This window comes from Streptomyces sp. NPDC057623, from assembly GCF_042800355.1.
Classification (GTDB): Bacteria; Actinomycetota; Actinomycetes; order Streptomycetales; family Streptomycetaceae; genus Streptomyces.
Map to the genome: position 1 here is coordinate 54,343 of NZ_JBHVGZ010000052.1, position 19,470 is coordinate 73,812.

Here is a 19,470-nt window from a genome sequence, read left to right on the forward strand (position 1 = left end):
CGTCGGGCGGGAGGCCGGTGTCCCCGCGCGGAGCGGGTGCCGGTCTGTCGTCCGATGGGTCGTTGGCGTGGTCAGGCGTGCGGGGAGGGCCTGCCGAGCAGGCGTATAGCGCAGGCCGCGAGACAGCAGGCGGCCAGTCCGCAGGCCCACGGCAGCACGGCCGGCCCCGGCGGCAGGTCCAGCGCGGGCACCGCCCCGGACGCGCCGGCGGCTGCCAGACAGAGCACGGCCGGCGGCCAGGCCACCCCGAAGGCCTGGAGCAGCAGGGCGGTCCACAGGACGGCCGCGAGCAGGAGCAGTGTGGCCGGTTCGGAGCCGGTGAGCAGCGCGGCGGGCAGCAGCAGCGACAGGTAGCCGGACAGGCACAGGCCGAGGACGGCGGCCGACCGCAGCCGGAATCCGGCGGGGGTCGCGCTGACGCGCAGCGCGGCCACCGACCAGCCGCGGTAGCGGTACAGCAGCCACTCGGCCGGGCCCATGCTCAGGGTCAGCGCGATCACCGCGTAGGGCTGTCGTCGGCCTTCCAGCATGACCAGTACGGCCGCGGCCAGTCCGAACAGTCCGTAGGGCAGGGACGCGCGAAGCCGTGGGCGCCCGGCGTCGGACGCGGCCGGGCCGGCGCGCCCCGCCCACAGGACCCGGGCGGCGGTCAGCAGCGTGGCCAGCAGCGCGAGGACCGGCAATCCGGTCCGCAGTGCCGGTCCGGGCTCCCACCACGGGAGCACCGCGGCGCCCGCGACGAGGGGGCTGAGCGCGGCCAGCAGCAGCCGTTCCCGGCCCAGGACCAGCAACACGCCCGCGCCGGCCAGGTACAGCGACTGGGCGGCCGCGACCGTGAGAGCCAGTGCGCTGTCGGCGGGCAGTGCGGCCAGGGCCGTGGCCGCGGCGGCGCCCAGCAGGGACCCGGTGAGCAGCGTGCCGGACGCCTCCCGGCGGCCCGTGACCAGGCGTAGGTGCGCGCGGTGGCCCAGCGCCTGCCCCCATGCCCATGAGGCGATGCCCGCCACGATCAGGACGGGGGCATGCCGGTCGACCGCCCACAGCGGCGCGGTGAGCAGGTAGGCCAGGGCGGGCAGCGCGAACAGCACGCCGCGCAGCAGGCAGCGCGCTGTGTCGGGCTGCCACGGGTCGGTCGCGGGCGGCGGCTCGGGAAACGTCCTGGGCACCCGCTCGTACAGGGCGGTCGCCAGGGAGAAGAGGTTCGGGTGGCCGTACCTCTCCTTGATCAGCGAGGCGGACAGGCCCTCCGACTCCAGGAGCGCCGCCACCTCGTAGGGGTGTACGGCGGGCCCGATGGCGTCGGCGAGTTCGGCGGCGAGTGTGCTGACCGCCGCCTCGTCGGGGCCGTGGCCGGGGAGCCGGATCGCGAGCGTGGCGTCGTCCAGGGCCCAGCGGGGGCGGCGGCGCGGCGGGCGGGGTTCGGCCAGGCGCAGGGCGAGGGTGTCCTGGCCGGAGTCGCCGGGTTCGAGGGATATCGGGCCGCTCATCCGGTCAGGCTCCCCGTGCCGGTGACCGCCGGAGCGGGCAGCACGATTCTGGCCGGCGACTGCGCTTTGCCTGCCGCCAGTTCGTGGTAGATGGCGCGGAAGGTGTCGATGGTCTGGCGGAGGGTGAACTGCTCGATCACCCGCAGCCGCGCCGCCTCGCCCATGGCCCGGCGCCGGACGGGGTCGCCCAGCAGTTCCAGTGCGGCGGCGGCCATCGCGGCCGGGTCGCGTGGCGGCACCACGAGGCCGGTGTCGCCGACGGCCTCGCGCACCCCGCCGACGTCGGTGGAGACGGTCGCCCGCCCGCACGACATGGCTTCGATCAGGGTGAACGGGAAGCCTTCGCTGATGCTGGACAGCATCACCACGTTCCCGGCCGCGTAGGCGTCCTTGATGTCGTCGACGCGGCCCTCGAAGGTCACCGCGTCGGCGTTCCCCAGCTTGGCGGCCAGGGCCTCGCAGCGCTCCCGGTAGGCCTCTCCGCCCCGGGGCGTGCCGCCGAACATCCGCAGGCGGGCGTCCGGCAGCCGGTCCCGGACGAGGGCGAAGGCGCGGATCAGGGTCTCCAGGTCCTTGATCGGGTCGACCCGTCCGGCCCAGCTCAGGGTGAGGGTCTGCGGCTCCGGTCCGGCCGGCGGGAAGGCGGCGGGGTCGACGCCGTTGTAGACCGTGCGGATGGACGCCGGGTCGGCGCCGCCCTGCTCCTCCCACAGCCGGTTGTAGCGGTTGCCGGGGGTGATCAGTGCGGCCTGGCGGTAACTCTCCTCCGCCAGCAGCCGGAAGAAGCCCAGGATCACGGCCTTGACCGGCCAGCGGTACGGTGCGGTGCGGTAGCCGAGGTAGCGCTCGCGCAGGTACACGCCGTGTTCGGTGAGCAGCAGCGGAACCCCGTGCCGCTCGCGTGCGGCCAGCCCCGGCAGGACGGCGACGCCTCCGCTGACGGCGTGTGCGACGCCGTCCTGCGGGGGTGGCGCGGCCAGCGGGCGCAGCGCGTGTTCGAGCAGGGCGGTGGCGGTGAGCGCGTCGTGCAGGGTCGGCAGCGCCTCGCGCACGGCGAGCCCGGGGCGCGTCCATACGGCGGTCAGGATCGCGATGGCGGTGTCGCCCCGTAGGAACGCGCTGAGTTCGCCGCCTGCCGCGGCCCGCGCCAGGGTGTGCAGGGCGGGTGCGAAGCCGTCCTCGGCGGCGGGGTCGACGAGCGCGGTCAGGAACCGCTCGTACGCGCCGGCGAGCCGCCTGCGGGACCGGCCGCGGGGCGGGCGGCCCTCGGGAGCGGTGCCCCACATGGGGACGGACAGGACGCCGCGGACATGGTCGGGCAGGTCCCACACGATCGGCTCCCGTCCGGTGCCGGTGACGGCGATGACGTCGAACTCGATGTCGGGCATGCCGGTGACGAGTTGGTCGCACCAGACGCTCACACCGCCATGGCTGTGCGGGTAGGTGCCTTCGGTGAGCAGGGTGACGCGCGCGGCGGCGTTGCGTCGCGCGCCGTGGTGAACGTGCATCGATGTGCTCCACGGCCGAGGTGTGGAAAGGGGTGCCGGTCCCGGCCGCCGGGGTGACGGCGCCTGAGTGCGCCGTACGCCGCGGCCGGGGACCGCTCGCTGCCGGTTGTCCCGGTCAGCTCCCCGCGGGCAGGACCGGCTCGGCCACGCCCTCGGGCACGCGGGCGTCCGGTGCCGGGTCGGTGGCCGGCGCGGACGTGTCCGTGCCGGTGGCCGTGGAGGAGGCCGCGGACTGCGGCAGGGTGAGGGTGAGCGGTGTGGCGGACGCGGTGGTCCATGCGGACCGTTCGCCCGCGTACGCGTCGCCGAAGGCGGCGCCGGCTCGTGTGGTGCCCTCGGGCATCGTGGCGGGGACGTCGACGCCGGCGGGGCTCTCGATGGTGACGGTGTCGCCGATCCGGTAGGCGGTGACCTGTCCGTCGCTCACCGTGGTCCGCCACGCGGCGCGCCGCTTCAGCTCGTTCCCGATGTCCTTCATCCGCGGATTGACCAGCGGTGTGTTCTGCGCGAACAGCGTGCCGTACGTGTCGAGGACGCCGTCCAGGACGGGGTAGGCGATCCGGTCCTCGGCCAGGTTGGACTGGTGGATGAAGTGCGGCTTGGGGTCGTTGCCGAGGACGTGGCCGAGGGCGATCTGCCGCTCCAGGGGCACGATGTGCCGCGTGTAGCCGGTGGTCGTGTCGAGCGGCTCGGGCAGGCAGGTCGTGGTGGCCGGGTTGTCCTCGCAGATGCCGCTGCCGCCCTGCGCGCGGCTGGTGTAGATCCAGTTGTACTCGTCGACCTGCTCGGCGGCCCGGCCCGCGTTGTAGAAGATGTTCATCGGGTAGCGGGGGACCGTCGTGGCGGGGCCGACCTGACGCTGGCCGGGCTCTCGGGAGTTGTCCGAGGCGAGCCAGGTGATGCCGGTGTCGGCGAGGGCGAGCGCCAGGTTGGGGTTGTCGGCCGGCTGCTGTGGCAGTACCCGCAGCCCGGAGTGCTCGCCGGTCACCAACTCGTCGTTGTCCAGGGGCAGTCCGGCCGACTGCCCCCACACGCTGTTGTGGGCGATCTCGTCGGCGACGTCGGTGCGGCTGACCCACTTGGTGCTGCCGTCGGGGTTGGTGGCGCACCGCCACGGCACCACGGAGGTGTCCTGTTCGCAGCCGAGGAAGGCGTGCGTGTAGGTGTGGTTGATCCAGCGGAACTCGGACCGCTCGGCGACGAGCCGGTCGGCCAGCGGGTCGGTGCCGTTGTTGTCCTCGCGGTGTTCGACGCTGCCGGCGCCGTTGTAGGCGAGGTCGAGGGTGAAGCCGCGCTCGCGCTGCCAGGCGACGGCGTGGTCGACGTCGGCGGCCGTCATCCGGATCGGGTCGGGCGTGGCGTTCGGGTCGGTGCAGTCCACGTCGCCGGGTGTGCAGTTGAGCGTGGAGTTCCAGCGGTCGTCGGCCGCGAAGACGTCGTCGACGTGTACGGCGAGGTAGTTGCGGGAGGCGCCCAGGTGCACCCCGCCGGTCATCCACTCGACGATGCCGCGGGCCAGCAGCCGGAACTGCTGCTGGTACCGGTTGTAGACGAAGGTGACGACGAGTTCGCGCCGCCCGTCGTGGCGGTACTCCCCCACCAGCGAGCCCTGCTCGGCCGTGCCCGGGATCGGCGCCTGCACGTACGGGGTGAAGTCGGCACCCGCCATCGGGGTCGACAGGAAGGCGTAACTCTCCCCGACGCTCGGCGAGTTGTCCTCGAACGGCACGGGCCCGTCGAGGTAGCCGAACGAGCCCGCCCGCCCGGCGTCCGTCACCTGGGCCTGGACGCCGTCGACACTGCCCGAGTAGCCGCCGTGGACCGGGTACTGGAGCCCGGCCTCGGGGCGGGCGTAGGTGTACGCGTCGACCTGCGGGATGTCGTAGGCCTTCTCGTACGCCACCAGCGCGGCCATCTCGGGCGAGTTCGCCGGGAACGGGTTGTCGTTGGGCAGCACGACCGCCTGGAACCTGGCGCGGTCCCGGCCGTCCACGGTGTCCGCGAGGTAGTCGGCGTCGATCACGGGCCGGTCGGACCGGGTGAGGTCGATCTCCGTGTACGGCGTTCCCGCGGTGTCCAGTTCGGCGGCGATGGCGTCGGTGGCCGGGCCGCCGTCGCTCACGACGAGCACCCGCAGGTCGATGCGGGGCGGCGACGCGGCCGCGGCGTGTGCGGCCGGTGTGCCGAGGGCGGCTATGAGCGCGCCCGTCGTGAGCAGGGTGGTGCGTAAGGTCCGCTTCATGCGGCGTTGTCCCCTCCCCGGGCAGGGGTGAGCACTGCTCCGCCGAGCGGACGCACCCCCGCGCGTCAACGCCGGCTTCCCCCTCAGAGACCGGTCGTCGACGCATCCGTCGCGTCAAATAGTGAGGTATCTGTGGAGCTTTCGTGTACCTGGCGCGCAACCTGACGGAAAAACGCAGGTGCGCCACGCATCGTCTCTCCGGCCGGACCGTGTGCTCGACCGAGGATCACAGGCACCCGCGGGCGCCGCCTCGGACTCTGCCGCCCAGGTGGGAGGGGGAATTGCCACATCCGCGCACCGCTCGGGCACGCCGGTGCGACTGCCACTGGTATGGACCAGTCCGCCGGTGGGCCGCGCGCCGGTTTCAGGTCACCTCCCCGGCCGTCGTGTCACGGTCGCGCGTCATGACGTCGAGGGACGGGGCCGTCTCGCCTCGAAGGCATTCACTCACGGTCTACCGGGCAGGTGAGACGTTGTCCGGCTCAGTGGTCAACGACTTAGGGGGAGCCTCGTGTCCGCAACCGGAAGTGCCGCCGCCACACCAGAGCGACAGGACGACACCGCCCTGCGACGGGTCATCGGTCCCAAACTGCTGGTCCTGTTCGTGATCGGGGACATCCTCGGGACCGGCATCTACGCCACCACCGGCCAGGTCGCCGGCAAGGTCGGCGGAGCGCTGTGGCTGCCGTTCGTGATCGGCTTCGCCGTGGCCATCCTGACGGCGGCCTCGTACGTGGAACTCGTCGGCAAGTACCCGAAGGCGGCGGGCGCCGCGCTCTACACCCAGAAGGCGTTCCAGGTCCCGTTCCTCACCTTCATCGTCGCCTTCATGGTCATGTGCTCGGGGCTGTCCTCGGCAAGTGCCGCGGCCCGCGCCTTCAGTGGCGACTACCTCGCCGAGTTCACCGACTTCTTCCCGCCCACCCTCATCGCCATCCTGTTCATCCTGGCCCTCGCGGCACTGAACCTGAGGGGCGTGTCGGAGTCCGTGAAGACCAACGTGGTCTTCACCCTGGTCGAGCTGACGGGCCTGCTCATCATCCTCACGATCGGCGCCTGGGCCGTCCTGTCCGGCGACGGCGAACCCTCGCGGCTCGGCGAGTTCCAGGCGGAGGGCACCGGCTTCGCTCTGACCACCAGTGTGCTGGGAGCGACGGCACTCGGCTTCTTCGCCTTCGTGGGCTTCGAGGACTCCGTCAACATGGCCGAGGAGACCAAGGATCCGGTACGTACGTTTCCGCGCGCCATCTTCACCGGCGTCCTCGTCACCGGCACCCTCTACATCCTGGTCGCCCTGGTCTCCTCGCTGCTCGTCGACTACCGCGTGCTGGAGGACTCCAGCGGACCGCTGCTGGAGGTCGTCAAGGCCGGCGGACTCGACTTCCCGCCCAAGCTGTTCGCCCTGACCGCCCTGTTCGCGGTCACCAACTCGGCCCTGATCAACATCATGATGGCGTCGCGGCTGTGCTACGGCATGGCGAACGAACGCATCCTGCCGCGCGCCCTGGGCCGCGTGCTCCCCCGGCGCCGCACTCCGGTCGTCGGCATCGTCTTCGTCTCGCTGCTCGCCATCGGGCTGGTGTCCACCGGGGAGATCGAGGGCCTCGGCGACACCACGGCCTTCCTGCTCCTGTGCGTCTTCGCCGTCGTCAACATCGCCGTCCTCGTCCTGCGCCGGGACCGGGTCGACCACCAGCACTTCCGGACCCCTACCGTGCTGCCGGTGCTCGGCGCCCTCACCGCCCTGATCCTGGCCAGCCCGCTGTCCGACCGGCCCGCGAACGTCTACATCCGGGCAGGCGTGCTGCTGGCCATCGGAGTCGGATTGTGGGTGCTGAACAAGCTGGTGCTGCGGGCGCGCGGCGAGGTGTGATCGCGTCCCGGTTCCGGGTCAGTGCGGGTCGCCGGCGGCAGGCTCCGCCTCCGGCAGCGCCGGATGGTCGGTCGGGTAGAGCCCGGCGGCGAAGCCGTACACGACATCGCCTTCGCGCGGCAGTTGCGCGTAGTCGTTGGCGAGTTCCAGGACCCGCGCCCAGAACTCGCGAGCCTGCTCCCGGGGGATCCGCACGTGCCGCACGATCGAGGAGAGTTCATCTGCCTGGTGTGCGGGGGCCGACTCGGCGGCGGCCGTGGCGAGATCGTTGGTGCAGTACGGCGTGGCGGGGCTGTCGGTCGGGCTGACCGGGCCGACGCGGAAGATGCGCGCGGTGCGGCCGTAGTAGCGCTCCTCGATGGCCCGCACCCGGCGGGTCCGCACGACCTTCAGCAGCTGGGCATCCGCCAGGGCACTCACGTGGTGCGCGACCGTGCTCTTGGGGCGGCCGAGCGCGAGGGCCAGTTCACTCACCGTCGCGGCGCGCTCAAGGAGCAGTTCGAGGATCGCGTTGCGCAGCGGGCTTGCCAGCGCCCGGAGTTGAGCCGGGGCTGTCACGTCTGTGACGTCGGCGAGGGCGTAGTCGGGGAAGCGGGTATTGTTCGGCACTCTTGGATTATTCTGGAGTTCCGGATCATTCGCTACCCGCGGGCAAGGGGTTTGGGCATGGCAGAGGTCGCACTGTTCCATCACTCGCAGGGGCTGACCCCCGGAGTCGCCGCTTTCGCCGACGAACTCCGCGCGGCCGGCCACACCGTCCACACGCCCGATCTCTTCGAGGGGCGAACGTTCGGCTCCCTTGAGGAAGGCATGGGCTACGTGGAGCAGGTCGGGTTCGGCGAGATCACCGAGCGCGGCGTGCGCGCGGCCGAACCGCTGCCGCGGGACACCGTCTACGTCGGCTTCTCCCTCGGCGTGCTGCCCGCCCAGAAGCTGGCACAGACGCGGGCGGGCGCGCGGGGCGCGCTCCTGGTCCACGCCTGCATCCCCGTATCGGAGTTCGGCGCGGCATGGCCTGCCCATGTGCCGGTGCAGGTGCATGCGAAGGAAGCCGATCCGTTCTTCGCCGAGGACATCGACGCCGCCCGCGCGCTCCTCTCCGAGTGCGCCGACGCGGAGATGTTCCTCTACCCCGGAGACCAGCACCTGTTCGCGGACAGTTCGCTTCCGTCCCACGACCCGGACGCCGCCAAGCTCCTGACCCAGCGGGCGATCGAGTTCCTCGGCTCGCGCTAGTGCCGTGTCAGGCAACGTCCGCCCTGGTGACGAGCCGGCGCAGGGGCTCGTCAGCGTCGTGGACCACAGCCATGTCAGCCCAGATGTCGGGCGAAGAACCGCAGCGAGTCGTCCATCTCGAACCGCGGCAGATCTCCGTGCTTGCCGGGGTTGGCGTGCAGTGTCCTCTCGGCTGAACCGATGGCGTCGAACAACGCCAGGCTCTGTGCACGAGGCATCAGCTCATCGTCCCACTGGACCAGAAACTGCACCGGCACGGTGATCTGCGCGGCGGTCCCAACCAGCACGGGCGACCCTTGCAGGCCCAGGACCGCGGCGCGCACTCGAGGTTCTGCGGCGACGAACGGCATACCGAACGCGCAGCCCAGCGACACGCCCCAATAGCCCACCGGTCCGCCGCCGACACGGTCGAGTCGCTGGACTGCGGTCAGGACCGCCTGCCATTCCGCGACAGTCTGCCCGACCACGAGCGTGTACATGGCGGTGTCCAGCTCGGCCGTATCCTCTCCGGCGGCCGTACGCCTCCGGTACTCGGTCGCGATCCGGTCGAACTCCTCGTCCGTCGGCCGCTCGCCGTGGTTGGGCACGTCGATCGCGGCGACCGCGAACCCGCCCTCGGCGGCGAAGCGATGCGCGCGGGCCAGGATGCCGGGGGCCTTCTTGTGTTGCCCGCCACCGTGTCCCATCAGGATCAGGGGGCGAGTGCCGTGGGCGTCTTCCGGCGTCCACAGCACGCCGGGGATCTCATCGAGGGCGAAGAGCTGTTCGGTCACGCCGCCCAACGACGTCTTGGAGATGAAGCGCATAGCGTTTCAAGCCTTCCGGGATACCTTGTGCCGGCGCTCCCTGGACCATGCGAGGGAGGAGCCCCCATCTGTCACAGCGTTGATCGGTCCCTCCTCCCACCAGAATCCGACAGAATACGGCGTTGCACTTCTGAAGAGGGAGACCACCATGGACGTTGCGGCGGCGCGAAGACGTCCTTGTGCGCACTGATGCCGCCTCGGTCGAGCACTGTCTCGAAGCCTGCCTGCCCCGCCTGCGCGAACTGGGCTTTTCGCTGCCCGAGTCGCGAGAGTAGCTTGGGCGTTCGTGACTGACGATCCGCAGGTGCCCCCGAATCGACACGAGCTCGGCCGAGTGTTCAACGAGGTGCCGGAGCTCTACGACCGGGTCCGCCCGGGCTACCCCGACGAGTTGTTCGCGGACCTTGGTGCCATCACGGGCCTGGACGAGAAGTCGTCGGTGCTGGAGGTGGGCTGCGGTACCGGGCAGGCGACGCGCTCGCTGGCGGCGCGGGGCCGCTCAGTGACCGCCGTCGAGCCGGGCACGGACATGGCCGCACTCGCTCGCCGACGGATCGCATCCTTCCGCAACGTCGAAGTCGAGACGTCGACGTTCGAGGAGTGGGACGACCGCGGCCGGCGCTTCGACGTTCTCGTGGCTGCCTCGTCGTGGCACTGGGTCGATCCGTCGATCGGCTGGCGGCGTGCGTACGAGGTGCTCCGTCCTGGAGGTTGGATGGCTCTGCTCGGCCACGTCGTCGTCCGCCTGCCGGGAGAGCCGGAGGTGTATGCCGAGACCGCCGATCTCCACGAGCGGTTCTGTCCGGGGAACCCGGACTGGGGTCATCCGCCGCTGGAGGAGGACGTGCGAACCACCGACGAGGGCTGGGGCCTGGTCGATGATCCCGGTGCGTTGTTCGGTCCGCCGATCGTGCGCTGGTACCCGACCGTTCAGTGGTTCAACGGGGACGGCTTCGCCGATCTCCTTCGTTCACAGTCGCCGTACCGAAGGCTCGACGCGGATGTTCGTGAGCCTCTGCTCGATGCCGTCGCCGAGCGCATCCGCACACGGATGGGCGACCGAGCGTCACGCCGTTGTCTGAGCGTCCTCCGTGTCGGCCGGCGCGCTGTCTGAGGCATTCCGCCTCCCGGCCGAACGCGCACCGTCACGACGCCGTCTCCCCGCCCGCAAGTCAGGCCGCAGTCAGCGCCGAGCCGCAAGGTGCGCCTGCCTGACGGTTGGTCAGTCGTCCAGAGCGGCCCGCGCCGCCGACGTGAAGCGGCCCAAGCGCTCGGAGACCATCGTCACCTCAACGGCGTGACGCTCGACGAAGTTGACATTGCGATCCGGAGCACCCTCGGAGTCGCGCCAGGCGAGAAGAGTCGTGTGCATCGAGTGGAGCCCCTGGTGGACGCTGTGGGCTGCCTGCTCCACCGACTCGGGCCCCTCGACTGCGAGGCTGGCCCAAGCGGTCTGCACCAGAACCAACTGGTCCTGCGCGATCTGAAGCCGCCGATCAGCCTCCGCCACGTCCGAGGCTTCACCGATCAATGCGCGCGCGGCCGTTTTCAGAGCGCTGCGCGACTCGTTGGCCGGGGCCAGGAAGGCGCTGTACGCGTCTCGCCGCAGTTGCCGGCGCCACTGGGAGTGCTCGACCTTCGCCTGCCCCTCCAACTGGCGTCGAGTCGCCCCACTGGAGATCGCCGACGCGGCGACCGTGCCGAGAACGCCTACCGTTGCCCCGAGCAGCGCCGCAAGTCCCTGGTCCACAAAGGGGATTATCCACTGGGTCAGTTCACTCACCCGGCAGTGCGGCGAGGATGAATCCGCGCGGCCCCTGTGTTGAACTGCCCCACACAGTCCGTACGCGACGACAGGGTGACCACGATGCCGCTTGAGGGCGAGTACGAGCCGAGTCCGGCGCAGTGGGTGCGCGAACAGGTCGAGCTGTATGAGAGGTCGGGCGGCACACAGGGGGCGACGCTGTGGGACACGGGCCTGCCCGTCGTCATTCTCACGACGCGAGGCGCGAAGAGCGGCAAGATCCGCAAGATCCCGCTGATGCGCGTGGAGCACGAGGGGCGGTACGCGGCCGTGGCCTCGAAGGGCGGCTTCCCGCGTCACCCGGTCTGGTACTTCAACGTCAAGTCCGACCCGCGGGTGGAGCTCCAGGACGGGGCCACACGCCAGGACATGACGGCCCGTGAGATCACCGGAGACGAGAAGGCCGAGTGGTGGGAGCGCGCGGTCGCCGCGTATCCGCCGTACGCCGAATACCAGGAGAACACCGACCGCGTGATCCCCGTCTTCGTGCTGGAGCCCGCGTCCGTGGCAGGGACGGCAGAAGCCCCACTGTCGTGACCGAGGACCTCGGCTCTTCCCTGGTCAACCCTGGTCAACGGCCTGACGGCGAGGAGCGCGGCGGGCGGCCAGTACCGCACACAGGGCCGCGAGGGGGAGTTCCGCGGCCACGGCCATGGCGACCGCGATGGCCAGCTCCGGGCCGGTGGCGGAGGTGGCGAGGTCGATGCAGGCGTCGGCGAGGAGGAGCAACGCCGCGGCGGCCGCGGGCGCGCGGTGACGGGCATCGGCGCGCGACGAACGGCTGCCGGCGGTGAGCAGCGCGGCGGCCTCCAGGGCGTCGAGGGTGATCCAGGCGGCGGCCTCGGCAGGCGGCAGGGTGCCGGCGAGGTAGCCGAGCCAGGGCAGCAGGGCGAGGCCCGCGCCCGTGAGTACGCGGCCCTGCCAGCGGCTGGAGCGGCTGGAGCGGCTGAGGTGAACGGCGCCGTGGACAGTGCCATGTGTGCTGCAACATCCATTAGAGACAGGAGAGTTGAAGGCAGTGAGGGCCATGTCGGAGTTCTCTTCCGGTGTCACGAACCCGGCCGTCGGGCTCGTGATCAACCCTCCGGTCTCCGTTGCCCGGAGTCAGCAGCACCGCTGTCCGTCTTGGGGTGGCACCAGCTACACCCTCGCTACGGACGGCAGGTTCATGGCAGGCCGCGAGGTCCGGCGCCTACGGTGGGGCCATGAAGATCCCGCCCCGGCTGCGGCGAGCGCTCACCCGCCTGACCCGCGACACATCCTTCCTCGCTCTGGGGGCGCCGCTACACCTCCTCATGGGGTTCTTGCTGTTCATGGTCTTCGGCCTCGTCTGGGAGATCATCGGCGGAGGGGACAGCAGTGCGCCGGTGGTCCTGGGGTTCACGCTGGTGTTGACGGCGTGCTGCGTGCCGGCGCTCACCGCGGCCCAGTGCTGGCGTTTCCGGCAACTGCTCGGGATCGACGTCCCCCGCCCGGGGTGGCGGCGACCGTGGCGTCAGTTCGGATACCACTGTCTGGCCGGGGCGCTGTTCGGCGTGCTCGAAGCGCTGGTGGTGGGGCTGCTGGTGGCCGGAGTGGGCGCGTCACTGGCTCCGGCGTGGGTATACGCGCTGCCCCGGCAGTGGCGGATCGAGCACCTCGTCGTTTCCACGCAGGCGGCGTATCTCTCCGTGGCGGGACTGGTCGTGCTGGCCAGCGTCCCTGGCTTGGCCGCCGCTCTTGTGCGCCTGGAGAGCCAAGTGGTGCCGCCCCTGCTCGGCCGTGGCAGGGAAGAGGACCTGGAGCGGCGGGTCGAGGACCTCACCGAGAGCCGGGCCGGCGCGGTGGACGCCGCGGACGCGGAACGGCGGCGCATCGAACGGGATCTGCACGACGGCGCGCAGCAGCGGCTGGTGTCGATGGCACTGCATCTGGGTCTGGCCAAGGCCACGCTGGTGGATCTGCCGCCGGAGGCACGCGAGGTGATCGACACGGCGCACCGCGAGGCGAAGGAGGCGATCGAGGAGCTGAGCAGTCTTGTGCGGGGGCTGCACCCCGCCGTCCTGGACGAACTCGGGTTGGACGCGGCTCTGTCGGGACTCGCGGCCCGCGCCCCGCTGCCCGTACGACTGAGAGTGGACCTGCCGCAGCGATTGGCGCCCGCCGTGGAGGCGGTCGCCTACTTCGTGGTTTCCGAGGCCCTGACGAATGTCGCCAAGCACGCCCGGGAGGCGACCCGGGCGGATGTGACGGTCACCCTGCTGGGCGAGATACTGCGGGTGGTGATCGCGGACGACGGCCTGGGAGGGGCCGACCCCGTCAGGGGAAGCGGCCTCACGGGGCTTGCGCAGCGCGTGCGGTCAGTTGACGGAACATTGCGGATGAGCAGTCCCGTGGGGGGACCGACCATGATGAGTGTGGAGCTGCCGTGCCAGAGCTGACACCCGGGGAACCCGGTAAGCGGCGTGCGGTGGTCGCCGAGGACTCCGTGCTGTTGCGGATGGGGCTGGTCAAGGTGGTGGAGATGGCCGGCTTCGAGGTGGCCGCCGAGGTGGGCGACGCACAGGCGCTGCTGGCCGCGGTCGAGGAGCACCGGCCTGACCTGGCGCTGGTGGACGTCCGGATGCCGCCGGGCTTCACGGACGAGGGAGTGCGCGCCGCGCTGTCGATCCGTCACAGCCGCCCGTCGACCACCCTGCTGCTGCTCTCCCAGTACGTCGAGGAGCGCTATGCGGCCGACCTGCTCGCCGCCAACACCAGCGGCGTGGGCTATCTGCTCAAGCAACGGGTCGCGGATGTCGAGGAGTTCATCGAGGCACTGCGCCGCGTGGCGGACGGTGGTACCGCGCTTGATCCGCAGGTCGTCGCCCAGTTGTTGGTACGGCGGTCGAGCGATCCCCTGGAACGGCTGACCGCCCGCGAACGGGAGGTGCTCGCCCTGATGGCCGAAGGTCGCTCCAACGCGGGCATCGCCGCCCAGCTCGTGGTCAGCGAGAGCGCGGTCGCCAAGCACATCAACAGCATTCTCGCCAAACTCGATCTCCCGAGAGCGGACGCCGACCACCGCCGGGTACTGGCCGTGCTGCGTTTCCTGGGAGTGGGCGCCCAATAGGAGGTCATGTCACTTGACGGCTCGGTGGTGGATGAGGCTGGCGCAGAGGGTGATGGAGGCGGGCGTTCGCCGCCGTAAGTGTTCTCGTGGCCTGCCATCCGTTGGGCTCGCAGACCCCGGGATACTCTGCTCCGATCCCTTCTGACTGGAGGTCACCTGAGTGTTCCCCGCGCGGGTACTGACCGCTGCTCCGTTGGTCCTGGTGATCTTCTCCCTGACCGGCTGCTCTTCGCACTGGGGCTGCACCGACACGACGGCGGAGCGGGGTGAGGCCGGTGTCAGGGTGCAGGTCATCGATACGTCAGGGCGGCCCATCGGCGTCACCGCCGAGGTCGTCGACTGGCGCCTTGAGCCCCACCCGCAGGTGCCCTCCAGAGGCGACCGGGTTCACTTCCACTACCGCTTCAACGGCGCCGACGATATGGGCGACCCCGCAGTGGACGCCTGCGCGGTGGACAAGAAGCGCGTGGCGTTGATCTGCCAGAGCGTCTATTCCTCCGAGGCGTTCGGGCCCCGTGGGGACCACACGGGCGACGAGTGGCTCGTCGTCGAGCACCCTGAGCAGGTGGCCGGAGTGCTCTTGATTCCCAATGACCAGTCCTACGACAGGCGAACATGCGAGCAGGACGTCAAGGACGGGGGCGGGGTGCACCCGCCGGAACAAGCCGGCGCGGGGGACCAACTGTAAGACCGCGTTGTCAGTTGGTGAGCCGCCGATGGCATGTCGCCCGACAGCCCGAAGCCCGGCGGCAGCTGGTGCCAAGGGCCGCCCGAGGTGGCCATGCAGATGATCGCGGCCAACTGTGGGCGGTCAGTTGGCATGCCCACCCTGCGCAACCTCACCGAAGATCATGCGGTGCCCGCGGGCGGTGTCCATGTATTCGCGCACCCGGTGGATCAGCTCGTCCCGGAGCTCGAAGATGAAGCAGTAGTCGTTGGCGTAGTGGTCACCGCTGGCCAGAGTCGCCGTCATGGTCTCCTCCACCACCACCCGCTCGCCGTCGGCGTGGCACTCGTGGAAGGTGACGGTGACGTCGCGGACGAACAAGCGGGGGAAGTCCTCGGCGAGGAAGCGCGCGATGGCCTTCTTGCCGACCATGTGGCTGGGGACGTCCAGCGCGAGTGCAGTAGCGTTTCCCGGCGGCGCGAGCCACTCGGCGTCCTCGGTGAACACCGCGGAGATGCGGTCGGCGTCGTGGCTGGCGAACGCCTTCCAAGCGTTCTGGACGATGCTGCGGCTCTGCTGTGACATGCCCGCGACCCTAGGCAACCGCGGGCCAGGAAGCTGGCGATAATCCGGCACCACCCCCAGGGAGCCCCCAGCGTGGCGACCCGCACCAGGCGCGGTGTGTTCCTGCGGTCGGGCGCGCGGCGGGAGGGCGTACCGCTCGCCCGGGGCGTCCCGGCTCTCGGCCGGCTCCGAGGACGTACCCGTCACAGCGCGCCGCTCCCTGAAAGGCGTAAGAATCCCGGCGTCCATGCGGTGCAGCACGTTTCGGTGTGGGTATCAGCATCGGATCCGGCAGTGCCGGGTCGGGCGGATGCGACGGGGGCGGAGCGAGTGGCAAGAGAGGTATGGAGCGGCAGCGCCGGGATAGAGGCGGCTGACGCTGTGTTCGAGTTGACGAGACGGCTCATCGACAACTTCCGGGACAACCCGCCGGTGACGCCGCTGGTGGTTCTGCAAGCCGGTGAGGAGGACGGCACCGGCACCCTGGACAGACGGGTCGCACAGGTCGTGGAGTTCGTCCGCCAGGGCCATCAGCCGCGGGGGCTGATCGCCAAACGGCTGGACGGCGGAGGCGGCGCGGACGCGTACTCCTCGGCGATCGACATGGTGCGTCAGTTGTGCGAGCACCCCTGGGACAACCAGAACCAGTCGCAGTACAAGCCGTTCAGCTTTCCGCGTTCGCGGCTGCTGCGTGCCATCGAGCAGGCCGCGCCGGAGGTCGGCGGGGACGTGAGCACGGTGTGGTCCGCCGCCCAGCGCCGTGAACGGCTGATGCGGCGGCTGGCCGAGCTGCGCTGGCGGCCGGAGCGTGATCCGGACGGCACCGACGAGGAGCGGCGTACCTCGGCGGTGACGGACACCGTCGGTGCGGTGGTGAACCCGTCCGGTTTCGTGGGCGCGATGTTCATCGCGTGTCTGAGCGTGCTCCTCGGCGAGGGCGGGTGGCAGACGGCTGTGTGGGGCGGTGCGCTGGCGCTGGCGGCGTTCGGCGTGGTGCACCTGCTGGCGCGCAGCGCGCCGCCGCTGCTGTGGCTGCGCCGAGCCAGCCGGTGGTTCGCGACCACCACGTTCCTGGCGCCTTCGAGTGACCGGCCGGAGGCCGCGGAATGGTCCCGGTGGCGGCCGACGAAGTCGTGGGAGACGATCCGTGGCCGGGCCTTCGCCGTCGCCCAGCAGGTGGTGGCCGCCCAGGCGGGTGACGCGACGGCTCGTCAGTTCCATCTGGAGCTGCGGGTGCTGGCGCTGCTGGAGGACCTCCGCGAGAACTTCCGGCCCCGGACGCTGGACCTGCGCCGCCGCAAGCGCACGGTGCCGCCGGTGGTGTATCTGCCGTGTGCCACCGAGGACGACGGTGGCCTGCTGTTGCTGCGGGCGATCAGCAACGTGCGCACCCGCCGCAGCGAGGTCGACCCGCTGCTGGTACTGGCCGCGATCCCGGCGGCGGAGCGGCTGCGGCCGCCGGGGTCCGAGGACCCGGGGCGGCTCGCCGCACCGCTCCCCGACGGGCCCGCGCAGGACGATCCGGAGCGCGCCTTCGCGGCGGACGCCCGGTACCAGGAGTGGGTGACGGGCCTCAACGTGGGCCAGTCCCCCGGGCGTTCGGCCGCGCTGCCGTGGATCCTGTGGATACCGCTGTCCGCCGACGAGTTGCGCCGTCGGCACTCCACGCAGCACTCCACGACCCGGATCCGCCGTACGGCCGCCTGGCTGCTGTGGTCCAGGCCCTGCCTTGCGGTGGTTCTCGCCATCGCCCTCGCCCTCGGCTTCCTGGGCAACCGCTGGATGGCCCAGCGTTACTGCGAGGGCCGGCTGATCGGCTCCAACACGGACTCCGTTCTGGTGGGCGGTGAGTGCGTGGGGGTCGCGACCGGGGACGTAAGGCTCGCCGCGGGCAACGAGCTGGAACTGTACGGGGCCGGCAAGGGCGTCACCTTCGACGCCGTCGAGCAGGCGATCAGGGCCGAGAACGCGAAGATCGGCCCCGCGGACAAGTACGTGACGATCGTCTACGCCGGCCCGGTCACGGCGGCGGACGAGTCCGACACCCGCAAGGGGCTGGAGGAGATCACGGGTGTCTACCTCTACCAGCACTACGCCAACGTCAGTACGCACCAGCCGACCAAGATAAGAGTCCTGCTCGCCAACAGCGGCGAGAACATGCTCCAGGTGCTGCCCATGGCCCGGCACATAGCGGAGCTGGCCCGGCGCGACCGGTCGGTCGTGGGTGTCGTCGGCCTGGGGCGCGACACCACGGAGAGCGACGACGCCGTGGAGATCCTCAAGGGCGCGGGTCTGCCCGTGGTGAGCACCACCAACTCCGGCAGCCATCTGGCGCGGGAGCTGTCGAACTGGTTCGGTCTGGCCGCCACCGACGAGGAGGAGGCGAACGCGCTGCTCGTCGTCGCCCGCCAGCTCGCCCAGCGCGAGGAGGGCGACCGGGCCGTGGTGCTGTCCCGCAAGGTGGGCAGCGAGAAGGACTTCTACACGACCGAACAGGCCAGGGTGGGCAAGCAGATGCTGGACCGGGCCGGCTTCAGGCCGCTTCCCTCCCGTTCCTACGGGCTCAGCCCCAACGGCGAACCGGAACTCACCAACCCGGTCGAGGACATCTGCGCCAGTGACCCGGTGCCCAGGGCCCTGTACTTCGCGGGCCGGGTGGAGGACGTGCCCAACCTGATGTCCCAACTGGGCTCCACGCCCGGCTGCTCCGGTCGGCACATCACCGTGTTCACCGGCGACGACCTGGCCAAGAGCAACTACGACGAGGGCGAGAGTCTGCGCATCCCTCCGGAGGTCACCCTCTATCACTTCGCGCTGGCACCGATGGACCTCGTCGGCGCGGCCGGCTTCTACGAGGACGCCCATGGCGTGCTGGTCGACCTGCTGCCCGCGGGTGCGTCGGGGACCGCGCTCGCCGAGCCCGCCCGGCCGTGGAACGACGCGCTGTTCTCCAGCGGTCAGGCGGTCCTGGCCTACAGCGCCACCGCGGTGCTGTACCGGGCCTCGAAGAACGGCGACGCCCCGCAGACCGCCCCGGAGACCTGGGCCGACCTGCGCTGGCGCCCCAACCCGAACCTGCCGGTCGGCACGGTCAGCTTCGCCGGCAGCCAGCCGTACGCCGATCAGCGGGGACACGGCTACAAGATCGTGCGGGTGACCTACCGCGGCCACAAGGTGCGTTCGGTCACCGTGTGCGGGCGGCCGGCCGGCAGCGACCAGCCGCTCTCCGCGCCGCCGGGCCGCAAGGGCGCCGACCCGGACACGGTGTGCCGCGAGGAGTGATCCCGCCCCCGGGGTGGTGGCAGTGGCCGTGAGGGACCTGTGGGAGGAGGGCGACTCCCCTGTATCCTCCTTGCCTGTTCGTGTCGACGGCAGATCAGGGAAAGCGGGGAGGTGGGGTTGATGACCGCGTTCGAGGCCACCGTGCGCGGTGTCCGGGTCTGCCTCACGTCCCGGGCCGTGGCCTGATCGCGTCCTGTCCCCCCTCGCCGAGAGCGTGAGCTCGCGGGGCGCCCACACGAACACCACTCCGGAACGGATCTCCCTCCATCATGCGCAACTGGATCACGCGCGCTGAGACCAGCGCCGACATCCCCGCCGTCCGTGGCATCGTCCTGGCCGCGTTCGAGACCTCGTTGGAGGCCGACCTCGTCGACGCGCTGCGTGCCGACGCCTCCTGGATCGAGGGCCTGTCCCTCGTCTCCACGGACGAGACCGGCCGCCCAGTCGGCTACGCACTGCTGACCCGCTGTCACATCGGCGACACCCCGGCCCTGTGCCTGGCCCCGTGCGCCGTCCGGCCCGAGGAGCAGAACAGCGGCGCCGGCTCCGCGGCCGTCCGCGCCGCCCTCGCAGCGGCGAAGGACATGGGCGAGCACTACGTCGTCGTCCTGGGGCACCCGGCCTACTACCCCCGGTTCGGCTTCGCCCGCGCTTCCGCCCACGACATCGGCCTGACCATCGACGTCCCCGACGAGGCCCTGATGGCCCTCACCCTGGACGCCGAGCACCCGCTGCCCGGCGGAATCGTCCGCTACGCCGAGCCGTTCGGCATCTGATCCGCCCTGGTCGCGGGGCTCCGTGCGGCGCCCCGCGACCTAACGAGCTCGTGCACGGTAAGCGGTGAGACGTCGCGTCCTTGATCGTTGATCATGGTTGTGTGGTGGGGAACGCGACTCGTGCAGCGATCATC

Annotated in this window: 17 protein-coding genes and 1 pseudogene; 9 read left to right on the forward strand and 9 right to left on the reverse strand. The window is 71.0% G+C overall.

The features are described 5' to 3' along the window. Nucleotides 1-71: 71 nt before the first annotated feature. The 3 genes from ACFU95_RS36235 to ACFU95_RS36245 form a co-directional block, all read right to left on the reverse strand. On the reverse strand, nucleotides 72-1,487 hold the full coding sequence (locus tag ACFU95_RS36235) for a hypothetical protein (protein ID WP_383837036.1): 1,416 nt from the start codon (nucleotides 1,485-1,487) through the stop codon (nucleotides 72-74). Next, nucleotides 1,484-2,995, reverse strand: coding sequence for a GT4 family glycosyltransferase PelF (gene pelF, locus ACFU95_RS36240; RefSeq protein WP_383837038.1), 1,512 nt, complete (start codon nucleotides 2,993-2,995; stop codon nucleotides 1,484-1,486). The genes ACFU95_RS36235 and pelF overlap by 4 nt, the downstream gene beginning before the upstream one ends. A gap of 115 nt (nucleotides 2,996-3,110) precedes the next feature. After that, nucleotides 3,111-5,237, reverse strand: a complete 2,127-nt coding sequence (locus tag ACFU95_RS36245) for a hypothetical protein (protein WP_383837041.1) — start codon at nucleotides 5,235-5,237, stop codon at nucleotides 3,111-3,113. A gap of 511 nt (nucleotides 5,238-5,748) precedes the next feature. On the opposite strand from ACFU95_RS36245, the gene ACFU95_RS36250 reads away from it, so the two are divergent. Further along, a complete protein-coding gene (locus ACFU95_RS36250) occupies nucleotides 5,749-7,110 on the forward strand; it encodes an APC family permease (RefSeq protein ID WP_383837044.1) in 1,362 nt (453 codons plus the stop codon). 18 nt (nucleotides 7,111-7,128) lie between these two features. Here the strand turns inward: ACFU95_RS36250 and ACFU95_RS36255 are convergent, their stop codons facing one another. After that, nucleotides 7,129-7,719, reverse strand: coding sequence for an ArsR/SmtB family transcription factor (locus ACFU95_RS36255; RefSeq protein ID WP_383837047.1), 591 nt, complete (start codon nucleotides 7,717-7,719; stop codon nucleotides 7,129-7,131). A 57-nt stretch (nucleotides 7,720-7,776) separates the two neighbouring features. On the opposite strand from ACFU95_RS36255, the gene ACFU95_RS36260 reads away from it, so the two are divergent. Continuing rightward, a complete protein-coding gene (locus ACFU95_RS36260; protein WP_383837050.1) occupies nucleotides 7,777-8,346 on the forward strand; it encodes a dienelactone hydrolase family protein in 570 nt (189 codons plus the stop codon). 74 nt (nucleotides 8,347-8,420) lie between these two features. On the opposite strand, the gene ACFU95_RS36265 is transcribed toward ACFU95_RS36260, so the two are convergent. Then, nucleotides 8,421-9,152: a dienelactone hydrolase family protein gene (locus ACFU95_RS36265; RefSeq protein ID WP_383837053.1), complete on the reverse strand. Its 732-nt coding sequence runs from the start codon at nucleotides 9,150-9,152 to the stop codon at nucleotides 8,421-8,423. A 304-nt stretch (nucleotides 9,153-9,456) separates the two neighbouring features. Between ACFU95_RS36265 and ACFU95_RS36270 the strand changes: the two genes are divergently transcribed. Continuing rightward, the gene (locus ACFU95_RS36270) at nucleotides 9,457-10,266 is read left to right on the forward strand and encodes a class I SAM-dependent methyltransferase (RefSeq protein ID WP_383837056.1); all 810 of its coding nucleotides are present in this window, start codon (nucleotides 9,457-9,459) and stop codon (nucleotides 10,264-10,266) included. 108 nt (nucleotides 10,267-10,374) lie between these two features. On the opposite strand, the gene ACFU95_RS36275 is transcribed toward ACFU95_RS36270, so the two are convergent. Further along, a complete protein-coding gene (locus ACFU95_RS36275; RefSeq protein ID WP_383837059.1) occupies nucleotides 10,375-10,902 on the reverse strand; it encodes a hypothetical protein in 528 nt (175 codons plus the stop codon). Between the two features lie 117 nt (nucleotides 10,903-11,019). Here ACFU95_RS36275 and ACFU95_RS36280 point away from each other — a divergent pair, with 117 nt between their 5' ends. Next, nucleotides 11,020-11,493: a nitroreductase family deazaflavin-dependent oxidoreductase gene (locus tag ACFU95_RS36280; RefSeq protein WP_383837062.1), complete on the forward strand. Its 474-nt coding sequence runs from the start codon at nucleotides 11,020-11,022 to the stop codon at nucleotides 11,491-11,493. A 24-nt stretch (nucleotides 11,494-11,517) separates the two neighbouring features. On the opposite strand, the gene ACFU95_RS36285 is transcribed toward ACFU95_RS36280, so the two are convergent. Further along, nucleotides 11,518-12,009 (reverse strand): hypothetical protein, encoded by a 492-nt coding sequence (locus ACFU95_RS36285; RefSeq protein WP_383837065.1) that lies wholly within the window; start codon nucleotides 12,007-12,009, stop codon nucleotides 11,518-11,520. 152 nt (nucleotides 12,010-12,161) lie between these two features. Here ACFU95_RS36285 and ACFU95_RS36290 point away from each other — a divergent pair, with 152 nt between their 5' ends. The 3 genes from ACFU95_RS36290 (at nucleotide 12,162) to ACFU95_RS36300 (ending at nucleotide 14,735) form a co-directional block, all read left to right on the forward strand. Beyond that, the gene (locus ACFU95_RS36290; RefSeq protein WP_383837068.1) at nucleotides 12,162-13,376 is read left to right on the forward strand and encodes a histidine kinase; all 1,215 of its coding nucleotides are present in this window, start codon (nucleotides 12,162-12,164) and stop codon (nucleotides 13,374-13,376) included. Between the two features lie 29 nt (nucleotides 13,377-13,405). After that, a complete protein-coding gene (locus tag ACFU95_RS36295; protein WP_383837096.1) occupies nucleotides 13,406-14,047 on the forward strand; it encodes a response regulator in 642 nt (213 codons plus the stop codon). A 160-nt stretch (nucleotides 14,048-14,207) separates the two neighbouring features. Then, entirely contained in the window at nucleotides 14,208-14,735 is a 528-nt protein-coding gene (locus ACFU95_RS36300) for a hypothetical protein (RefSeq protein ID WP_383837071.1), read from the forward strand. Between the two features lie 38 nt (nucleotides 14,736-14,773). Here the strand turns inward: ACFU95_RS36300 and ACFU95_RS36305 are convergent. Next, a pseudogene (locus tag ACFU95_RS36305) lies at nucleotides 14,774-14,860 on the reverse strand (IS5/IS1182 family transposase); the annotation flags it as partial. Next, nucleotides 14,859-15,299 carry a nuclear transport factor 2 family protein gene (locus ACFU95_RS36310; RefSeq protein ID WP_383837073.1) on the reverse strand — a complete coding sequence of 147 codons (441 nt, stop codon included), beginning with the start codon at nucleotides 15,297-15,299 and terminating at the stop codon, nucleotides 14,859-14,861. The gene ACFU95_RS36310 and the pseudogene ACFU95_RS36305, both read right to left, overlap by 2 nt. A 309-nt stretch (nucleotides 15,300-15,608) precedes the next feature. Here ACFU95_RS36310 and ACFU95_RS36315 point away from each other — a divergent pair, with 309 nt between their 5' ends. Then, the gene (locus ACFU95_RS36315) at nucleotides 15,609-18,560 is read left to right on the forward strand and encodes a hypothetical protein (protein ID WP_383837076.1); all 2,952 of its coding nucleotides are present in this window, start codon (nucleotides 15,609-15,611) and stop codon (nucleotides 18,558-18,560) included. Nucleotides 18,561-18,829: 269 nt separating this feature from the next. Then, a complete protein-coding gene (locus ACFU95_RS36320) occupies nucleotides 18,830-19,336 on the forward strand; it encodes a GNAT family N-acetyltransferase (protein ID WP_383837079.1) in 507 nt (168 codons plus the stop codon). The last annotated feature ends 134 nt before the right edge of the window (nucleotides 19,337-19,470 follow it).

Coding starts and splice junctions, on each gene's coding strand:
- pelF (WP_383837038.1), bottom strand. CDS start 2,995: ATGCACGTTCACCACGGCGCGCGACGCAACGCCGCCGCGCGCGTCACC.
- ACFU95_RS36260 (WP_383837050.1), top strand. CDS start 7,777: ATGGCAGAGGTCGCACTGTTCCATCACTCGCAGGGGCTGACCCCCGGA.
- ACFU95_RS36245 (WP_383837041.1), bottom strand. CDS start 5,237: ATGAAGCGGACCTTACGCACCACCCTGCTCACGACGGGCGCGCTCATA.
- ACFU95_RS36265 (WP_383837053.1), bottom strand. CDS start 9,152: ATGCGCTTCATCTCCAAGACGTCGTTGGGCGGCGTGACCGAACAGCTC.
- ACFU95_RS36280 (WP_383837062.1), top strand. CDS start 11,020: ATGCCGCTTGAGGGCGAGTACGAGCCGAGTCCGGCGCAGTGGGTGCGC.
- ACFU95_RS36320 (WP_383837079.1), top strand. CDS start 18,830: ATGCGCAACTGGATCACGCGCGCTGAGACCAGCGCCGACATCCCCGCC.
- ACFU95_RS36235 (WP_383837036.1), bottom strand. CDS start 1,487: ATGAGCGGCCCGATATCCCTCGAACCCGGCGACTCCGGCCAGGACACC.
- ACFU95_RS36310 (WP_383837073.1), bottom strand. CDS start 15,299: ATGTCACAGCAGAGCCGCAGCATCGTCCAGAACGCTTGGAAGGCGTTC.
- ACFU95_RS36290 (WP_383837068.1), top strand. CDS start 12,162: ATGAAGATCCCGCCCCGGCTGCGGCGAGCGCTCACCCGCCTGACCCGC.